The 7,255-nt window shown below is 70.4% G+C and carries 6 protein-coding genes; 4 read left to right on the top strand and 2 right to left on the bottom strand.

Translation table 11 applies throughout. The features are described from left to right. Nucleotides 1-158: 158 nt before the first annotated feature. Complete coding sequence (locus QSK25_RS44760; RefSeq protein ID WP_285647754.1) at nt 159-665, bottom strand: inorganic diphosphatase; 507 nt, start codon at nt 663-665, stop codon at nt 159-161. A gap of 454 nt (nt 666-1,119) precedes the next feature. Between QSK25_RS44760 and dacB the strand changes: the two genes are divergently transcribed. The 4 genes from dacB to hpt are packed head-to-tail and all read left to right on the top strand — an operon-like array spanning nt 1,120 to nt 5,387. Beyond that, nucleotides 1,120-2,841: a D-alanyl-D-alanine carboxypeptidase/D-alanyl-D-alanine endopeptidase gene (dacB, locus tag QSK25_RS44755; protein ID WP_285647752.1), complete on the top strand. Its 1,722-nt coding sequence runs from the start codon at nt 1,120-1,122 to the stop codon at nt 2,839-2,841. 28 nt (nt 2,842-2,869) lie between these two features. After that, entirely contained in the window at nt 2,870-3,913 is a 1,044-nt protein-coding gene (locus tag QSK25_RS44750) for an Rv3626c family coenzyme F420 biosynthesis-associated protein (RefSeq protein ID WP_285647751.1), read from the top strand. Beyond that, nucleotides 3,910-4,821, top strand: a complete 912-nt coding sequence (gene tilS, locus QSK25_RS44745) for a tRNA lysidine(34) synthetase TilS (protein ID WP_285647749.1) — start codon at nt 3,910-3,912, stop codon at nt 4,819-4,821. Before QSK25_RS44750 ends, tilS begins: the two co-directional genes overlap by 4 nt. A 17-nt stretch (nt 4,822-4,838) precedes the next feature. After that, entirely contained in the window at nt 4,839-5,387 is a 549-nt protein-coding gene (hpt, locus tag QSK25_RS44740) for a hypoxanthine phosphoribosyltransferase (protein WP_285647747.1), read from the top strand. An 85-nt stretch (nt 5,388-5,472) separates the two neighbouring features. Here the strand turns inward: hpt and QSK25_RS44735 are convergent, their stop codons facing one another. Beyond that, on the bottom strand, nt 5,473-7,131 hold the full coding sequence (locus QSK25_RS44735) for a substrate-binding and VWA domain-containing protein (RefSeq protein ID WP_285647746.1): 1,659 nt from the start codon (nt 7,129-7,131) through the stop codon (nt 5,473-5,475). Nucleotides 7,132-7,255: the final 124 nt, after the last annotated feature.

Genomic DNA, 7,255 nt, shown 5'->3' with positions numbered 1-7,255 from the left:
ACCCGGCCTCGAACAACGCGGCAGCGGTCTCCCGCTGCCGCTCAGACAACGAACTTCGTGGATGCACCCAACCGCTCCCCGGAAAGTCGGAACTGGATTCCCAGTCCAAGTTCCGGGGAGCGGTTCATCCGCGCAGCCCCCTCTTTTCGCGTGTGTTCCTAGTGGAACGACTCGCCGCGTGCCTCGGCGTCCTTCAGGCGCTGGTAGGAGCGCTTGATCTCGGCCTCGGCCTCGGTGCGGCCCACCCAGGACGCGCCCTCGACGCTCTTGCCCGGCTCCAGGTCCTTGTAGACCTCGAAGAAGTGCTGGATCTCCAGGCGGTCGAACTCCGCCAGGTGGTGGATGTCGCGCAGGTGCTCGTGGCGCGGGTCGTTGGCCGGGACGCACAGAACCTTGTCGTCGCCGCCCTTCTCGTCCGTCATGCGGAACATGCCGATCGCACGAGCGGCGATCAGGCAGCCGGGGAACGTCGGTTCCTGGACGAGCACGAGGGCGTCCAGCGGGTCGCCGTCCTCACCCAGCGTGTTCTCGATGAACCCGTAGTCGGCGGGGTACTGCGTCGACGTGAACAACGTCCGGTCGAGGCGGATGCGGCCACTCTTGTGGTCCACCTCGTACTTGTTGCGCACGCCCTTGGGGATCTCGATCAGGACGTCGAATTCCACTGGTCCTCGCTCATGTAGCCCATTCGTGATGCCCACTAGTGTGGACCACGACGCCTTGTCAACCCTCATCGGAGCCGTGGTTGGTGGGTGTGAGATTGCCCGTACCGAGCTAGCGGAGGCCCACTTGCCGGACGAGCCCCAGTGGCCGACCGAGGACGACGACGCCGGGTCGGTCGCCGCCGCGCAACAGCCAACGGTGCAGGTCAACCGTCCGCCGGTGGACCAGCCGACGATGCGTTTCCCGCTCGCCGCCGTGCTGTCGCCGCCGTCCACACCGGAGCCGCCGCGGGCTTCGCCGATCCGTTCCGTCCCGAACGGTTCGAGTGCCGCTTCAGGACCCTCCGGTGTGCCAGTGCCCGGTTTCGGGGGTCCTCAAGCGCCCTCCGCGGAAAACGCCGGTGGGAAGTCTCACGGCACGATTGGTCCAGAAGTCGGCCAACCTCGGGCCGTCCCGGTGCGCATCGAGCCGAAGCCCGACCAGCGGACCACCGAGCTGGCGGTGCCGAACGCCAAGACGGCGCGCGTCGACCAGCTGCCGCAGTCCGACAAGTCGTGGTTCGACCAGCCGGTGCGACCGGACGCCCCGGCGCAGCGGCCCGAGCCCACGAAGCGGGTCGACCAGCTGCAGAGCGCGCCGCCACCGGCACCGCCGCAGCCACGTCCTGAGCAGGCCCGGCCCGAGCAGACCCGGCCCGTGTCGCCGCCCCCTGCACCCGCAGCGCAGCGCCCGGAACCGCCACGGCAGGAACCGCGCGATCTGCCCGTCACGGGCTACGAGGAGGAGCCGGAGGACCGGCTCGCGACCGAGGAGCCGCGCAAGGGCCGCAAGGGCCTCCTCGTCGTGCTCAGCCTGGTCGTCGTGGCCGCCCTGGCCGGCGCCACGATCTACGCCGTCCAGGAGTTCGGCGGCACCAAGGCGGTCGAGACCAAGCCGCCCGCCGCCCCGGCGAACGTGCAGACGCTGGTCAAGGCCGTCACCGCGGGCGGCCCGGCGCCGTCGGCGGCGGGCGTGAAGGGAGTGCTGACCGGACCGGCGGGCAACAGCGCGCTCGGCACGTTGACGGGCAGCGTCGTCGACCCCGCCAGCGGCACGGCGCTGTGGCAGCAGGGCGACACCACGCCCGCGACCCCCGCGTCGAGCCTGAAGGTCCTCACGGCCGCGGCCGCGCTGCTCAGCCTGGAGCGGACCGACCAGCTCTCGACCAAGGTCGTGGCGGGCGCGGAGCCCGGCACCGTCGTGATCGTCGGCGGGGGTGACCCGACGATCTCCGGCGTGCCCGGCAGGTCGGTCTACCCCGGCGCCGCGACGCTCGACGACCTCGTCAACCAGGTCAAGGCCAAGGGGCCGGTCACCAAGGTCCAGTTCGACCTCAGCCGGTACGCGGGCGAGGCGCTCGGGCCGCAGTGGGAGACCGCCGACATCGCCGGCGGGTCGGTCGCGCCGATCGTGCCGTTCATGCTCGACGGCGGGCGGGTCGACCAGTCCAACGTCAACGGCGCGCGCACGGCGAGCCCCGGTCAGGCGGCGGCGGACGCGTTCGCGCAGCGGATCGGCGCTCCCGGCGCCACCGCCGGTGCCGCCCCGGCCGGCGCGCAGGTGCTCGGCGAGGTCAAGTCGGCGCCGATCGAGCAGCTCGTCGACAACATGATGCAGATCTCCGACAACGTGCTGACCGAGGCGGTCGCCCGCGAGATCGCGCTGAAGACCGGCAACGAGGCGTCGTTCGCGGGTGGTGTGAAGGCCGTCCGGGACGTGCTGACCAAGGCGGGCTTCGACCTCACCGGCGCGACCTTCGTGGACGGCAGTGGACTGTCCGCCTCGAACAAGATCCCGGCCAAGCTGCTCACCGACGTGCTGACCGCCGCGGCCAAGCCCACGCTCGATGACGCCCGCACCGCGAAGCTGCGGCCGTTGCTGACGGCGCTGCCCGTCGCGGGCGGCAGCGGCACCCTGGCCGGTCGCTACGGCGGTGACGCGGCACCGGGCAAGGGCTGGGTGCGGGCCAAGACGGGCACGCTCACCGGCGTCAACGCGCTCGCGGGCGTCGTGGTCGACGTGGACGGACGGGTGCTCGTGTTCTCGTTCATGTCCGCGAGCAACCGCAACCCGGAGACCGAGGTGCGCCCGGCTCTGGACGTGCTCGCCGCCGCGTTGCGGGGTTGTGGCTGTTCGTAGCGGCCCGTGCGCAGGTAGCGTCGGAAGCGTGAACGGCGCGACGGAGGCAGAGCTCGGCCCGGTGGACTGGGAGCTGGCGGTTTCGACCGCCACGCGGCTCGTCAGGCCGGGACCGGTGATCGGCAAGGACGAGGCCGACCACGTCGTCGGCAGGCTTCGCGCGCTCGCGCCGCAGGCGGAGGTGCACGTCCGCGAGCTGACAGGGCTCGGGCAGGGACTGCCGCTGCTGCCGGGTGAGGTCGTGGACCGCCCGGCGTGGGTGGCGGCCGCCGCGCAGGGCCTGGCGGCGCTGACCGGGCCCGCGATGCCCCGGCAGACCGGCCCGATGGCGGGGCTGCTCGCCGGAACGGCCGGCGTGCAGGCCGGTGTCGTGATGGCGTTCCTGTCGTCGCGGGTGCTCGGGCAGTACGACCCGTTCAGCCCGACCGACCAGCTCGCCGGCCGGTTGCTCCTGGTGGCGCCGAACATCGTCGGGGCGCAACAGGCCCTCGACGTGCCGGACGACGACTTCCGGATGTGGGTGTGCCTGCACGAGTGCACGCACCGCCTGCAGTTCACCGGCGTGCCCTGGCTGCGGCAGTACTTCTCCGACCAGGTCACCGCGTTGCTGTCCTCAATGGACGAAGAGCGGGCGCCGCTGGTCGAGGTCATCCGCGACTTCCGGGCCAAGCTGCGCGCCGGTGACGGTCCGATGGGGCTGATCGACCTCATCCAGTCGCCGCAGCAGAAGGCCGTGCTGGACCGGCTGATCGCACTGTCCACTTTGCTCGAAGGCCACGCCGACCACGTGATGGACGCCGTCGGCCCGGCGGTCGTGCCGTCCGTGTCGACCATCCGCACCCGGTTCAGCGCGCGGCGCAAGGGCGGCGGCCTGATGGACCGGATCCTGCGCACCGTGATGGGCGTCGAGGCGAAGGTCCGGCAGTACGAGGAGGGCGCCGAGTTCACCTCGTACGTGGTCGAGCGCGTCGGCATGGACGCCTTCAACACGATCTGGACGTCCGCCGACACCCTGCCGACCCGCGCGGAGATCGCCGAGCCGATGAGCTGGCTGCGCCGCGTGTCGCCGTGAACGGTCCGGTCGCCGAGATCCGCTCGGCGGTCCGGCGGTTCCTGGACGCGGTGCAACCGCCGGCCGTGACCGTGGCCGTGTCGGGTGGCGCGGATTCCCTGGCCCTGGCCGCCTGCGTCGGACGGCTGGTGCCCGGTGCCTCGGCCGTCGTGGTCGATCACCAGTTGCAACCGGGTTCCGCCGACGTGGCGTTGCGCGCCGCTCAGCAGTGCGCCGATTTCGGCCTCGTGTCCCGGGTGGAACCCGTGGTGGTGGGCGCCGCCGGTGGACCCGAGGCCGCCGCTCGCACCGCGCGTTACGCGGCTCTGCGGCCCGCTGCCGGGGTGGTGCTGCTCGGGCACACGCTGGACGACCAGGCCGAGACGGTGTTGCTGGGGTTGGGGCGTGGGTCGGGGCCCCGGTCGATCGCCGGGATGCGGGTGTTCGACGCGCCGTGGGGACGGCCGCTGCTGGGCGTGACCCGGGCCGTCACCCGTGCTGCCTGTGCGGAGCAGGGGATCTCGGTGTGGGAGGACCCGCACAACTCCGACCCGGCGTTCACGCGCGTGCGGTTGCGTTCCGAGGTGCTGCCGCTGCTGGAGTCGGTGCTGCAGGGCGGCGTGGCGGCGTCTTTGGCGCGGACCGCAGCCCAGTTGCGGGAGGACTGTGACGCACTCGACTCGCTGGCCGCCGCGTTCGCCGGCGACTGCTGTGCCGTTGATGACATCAGCGAGTTGCCCGTGGCTTTGCGACGGAGAGTGCTCCGGGCGTGGCTGCAGGGTGAGGGCGTGCCTGAACTGTCCGATTCGCACCTGCGACGTGTTGACGCACTGGTGAGTGAATGGCGCGGTCAGGGCGGTGTCTGGCTACCTGGCGGCTTTGTCGTGCGGCGCGCGCATGGCAGGCTCGCTGTGGAACCACAGTCTTAAGCAGAGGGGACCTGTCCGTGTACGACGGCGACATCGCATCCGTGCTCATCACCGAGCAGGAGATCAGCGACAAGGTCACCGAACTCGCCAAGCAGGTCGCGGCTGATCACCCAGAAGGTGACTCCGACCTCGTGCTGATCACGGTGCTCAAGGGTGCCGTGATGTTCATGGCCGACCTGGCGCGGGCGCTGCCCGTCCCGGTGCAGCTGGAGTTCATGGCCGTTTCGTCTTATGGGTCCTCGACTTCGTCCTCGGGCGTGGTGCGGATTCTGAAGGACCTGGATCGCGACATCGCGGACCGGAACGTGGTGATCGTCGAGGACATCATCGACTCCGGGCTCACGCTGTCGTGGCTGTTGAAGAACCTGCAGTCGCGCAAGCCCAAGTCGTTGCAGGTGTGCACCCTGCTGCGCAAGCCGGACGCGGTGAAGGTCGAGGTGCCGGTGAAGTACGTCGGGTTCGACATCCCCAACGAGTTCGTCGTGGGGTACGGGCTGGACTACGCGGAGCGGTACCGGGACCTGCCTTACATCGGCACGTTGGACCCCAAGGTCTATTCGAGCTGATCCGCGGGTTCGCGTTCGCGCTTCGGGCTGAAAAGAAGAAGCCGGGCCTCCCTGTGGGGAAGCCCGGCTTTGTCGTTTCCTCGCTTCAGCAGTTCGGGCGGCAGCGCCGCTGCGACACCGCGTCGAGCAGGACGGCGCGGATGTCCTCCGGGTTCGGCGCCTGGTACGCCTTGCCGCCGGTGGCCGCGGAAATGGCGCGGAGAGCGTCCATGTCCACCTCGTCGCCCAGGCCCACCATGATGATCGGCACGGGCTTCGCGGGGTCGGCCTCGCGCTTCAGCGTCTCGATCAGGGCGGCGGTGTCGATCGACGAGATGTCGTCGTTGCGGCCGTCCGTCATGAGGACGACGGAGTTGACCTTCGAGGCGTCGTAGCCCTGCTTGACGTGGCGGAACGCCGCCAGGGTCGTGTCGTTGAGGGCCGTGCCGCCGCCGACCAGGCCGGGGAGCTGGGAGGCGCCTGCTTCCAGGCGCTTGCGGCGGGTGACACCTGCCAGGGGCTCGCCGAGCGGGCCGATCGGGACCAGTTCGATCCAGTCGTTCGGCGGCTTCTTGTCGGTGGAGAACGCCCAGAGGCCGATGGCGGTGGTGTCCGGAAGCATCGAGAGGGCGGTCATCGAGGCCTCGGTGGCCGCCTCCACGCGGGTCTTGCCGTTGCCGCTCTTCTCGATCATCGAGCCGGAGACGTCGATGACCGTGAGCATGCGCATGTCGAGGCTGATGGCGCCCCAGGTGCGCAGGAGTTCGGAGACCTGGTCCGCGCTCGGGGTCTCGATCAGCTTGACGTCGCCCGCCTGGACGCCCTCGACGTCGGTCGACCACTTCGCCGGGGCCGCGCCCTGGACGGTGCGGAAGCCGGCTTCGCCGAAGCGCTTCGAGGTTTCGGGGGAGCGGAGGGTCTTCTCGAACTCGGCGGCTGCCTCGCCGATGCCCTCCGGCTCGTTCGGGCGGGAGACGCGGACCAGCGGGTAGTCGAAGGAGAGGGTGCCTTCCTTGGGCGGGGCGCCCAGGACGGCGTTGTCCTTCGCGGCCCTGTTGTTCGCCACGACGGACTGTTCGGTGGCGGCGAAGAGCGGGGCCTTCTCGGCGTCGGTGGTGACTTTGCCGAATGCGTCGCGGACCGAAGGAACGGCGCTGCGGCCCACGCGGAGGAGAGTGCCCACCAATTCCGGTTTGGGAGTTCCGTCCGCGTTACCCAGCAAAGTACGGATCACGAACAGCGAGGCGAGGCCTTCGGAGGTCATCGTCGGGTCGCTCATCGAGATCTGCACCCGCGGGTCGACGACCTTCGCCCACGAGACCGGCGTGACCGGGAAGCCGATCTTGGACATCGCCTGTTCCGACCCGGCCATCACGAGCGGGCTGGTCGCCAGGGACGGCTTGATGTCCAGCTTGGGGGCTTCCGGGCCTGTCTCGGCCGACTGGCGCTGGGCCTCGGCCGCCCACATCGACGAGTCGGGGATCCAGAGCGAGTGGGGGTTGATCTGCGCGGTCGGGAGTTCGTTCGCGACGTCCGCGGCGTTGCGCGACTCGACCTGGACCTGGACGCACCGGCCGTTCACGACCGGCTGTGACCGCTGGTAGTCCTGCGCCGCGGCGTTCACGACATCCAGGGCCGCGGGGGTGACGGCGACCTTCAGCGGCAGCGCGCCGGAGCAGTCGGCGCCGCTGGTGACGCGCAGTGCCACGACCGTGACGCCCGCCGCCGCGACCACTCCCAGCAGGGCGGCCACGGGGAGGGCCACCCGCCGGAACAATCCGGGGGACGTATGACGTGCTGACATACAGTTACTTACCTTCGGTCACGTGTTCACTCTTTCGAGTGGCGGGGGAACACTCGGGGGATGAATGAGGATGACATGTGACCCC

It is taken from the genome of Lentzea sp. NBRC 102530 (genome assembly GCF_030269365.1).
GTDB lineage: Bacteria > Actinomycetota > Actinomycetes > Mycobacteriales > Pseudonocardiaceae > Lentzea.
The sequence above is the reverse complement of the archived record's forward strand: the minus strand, read 5'-3'. Positions and strand labels throughout refer to the sequence as shown.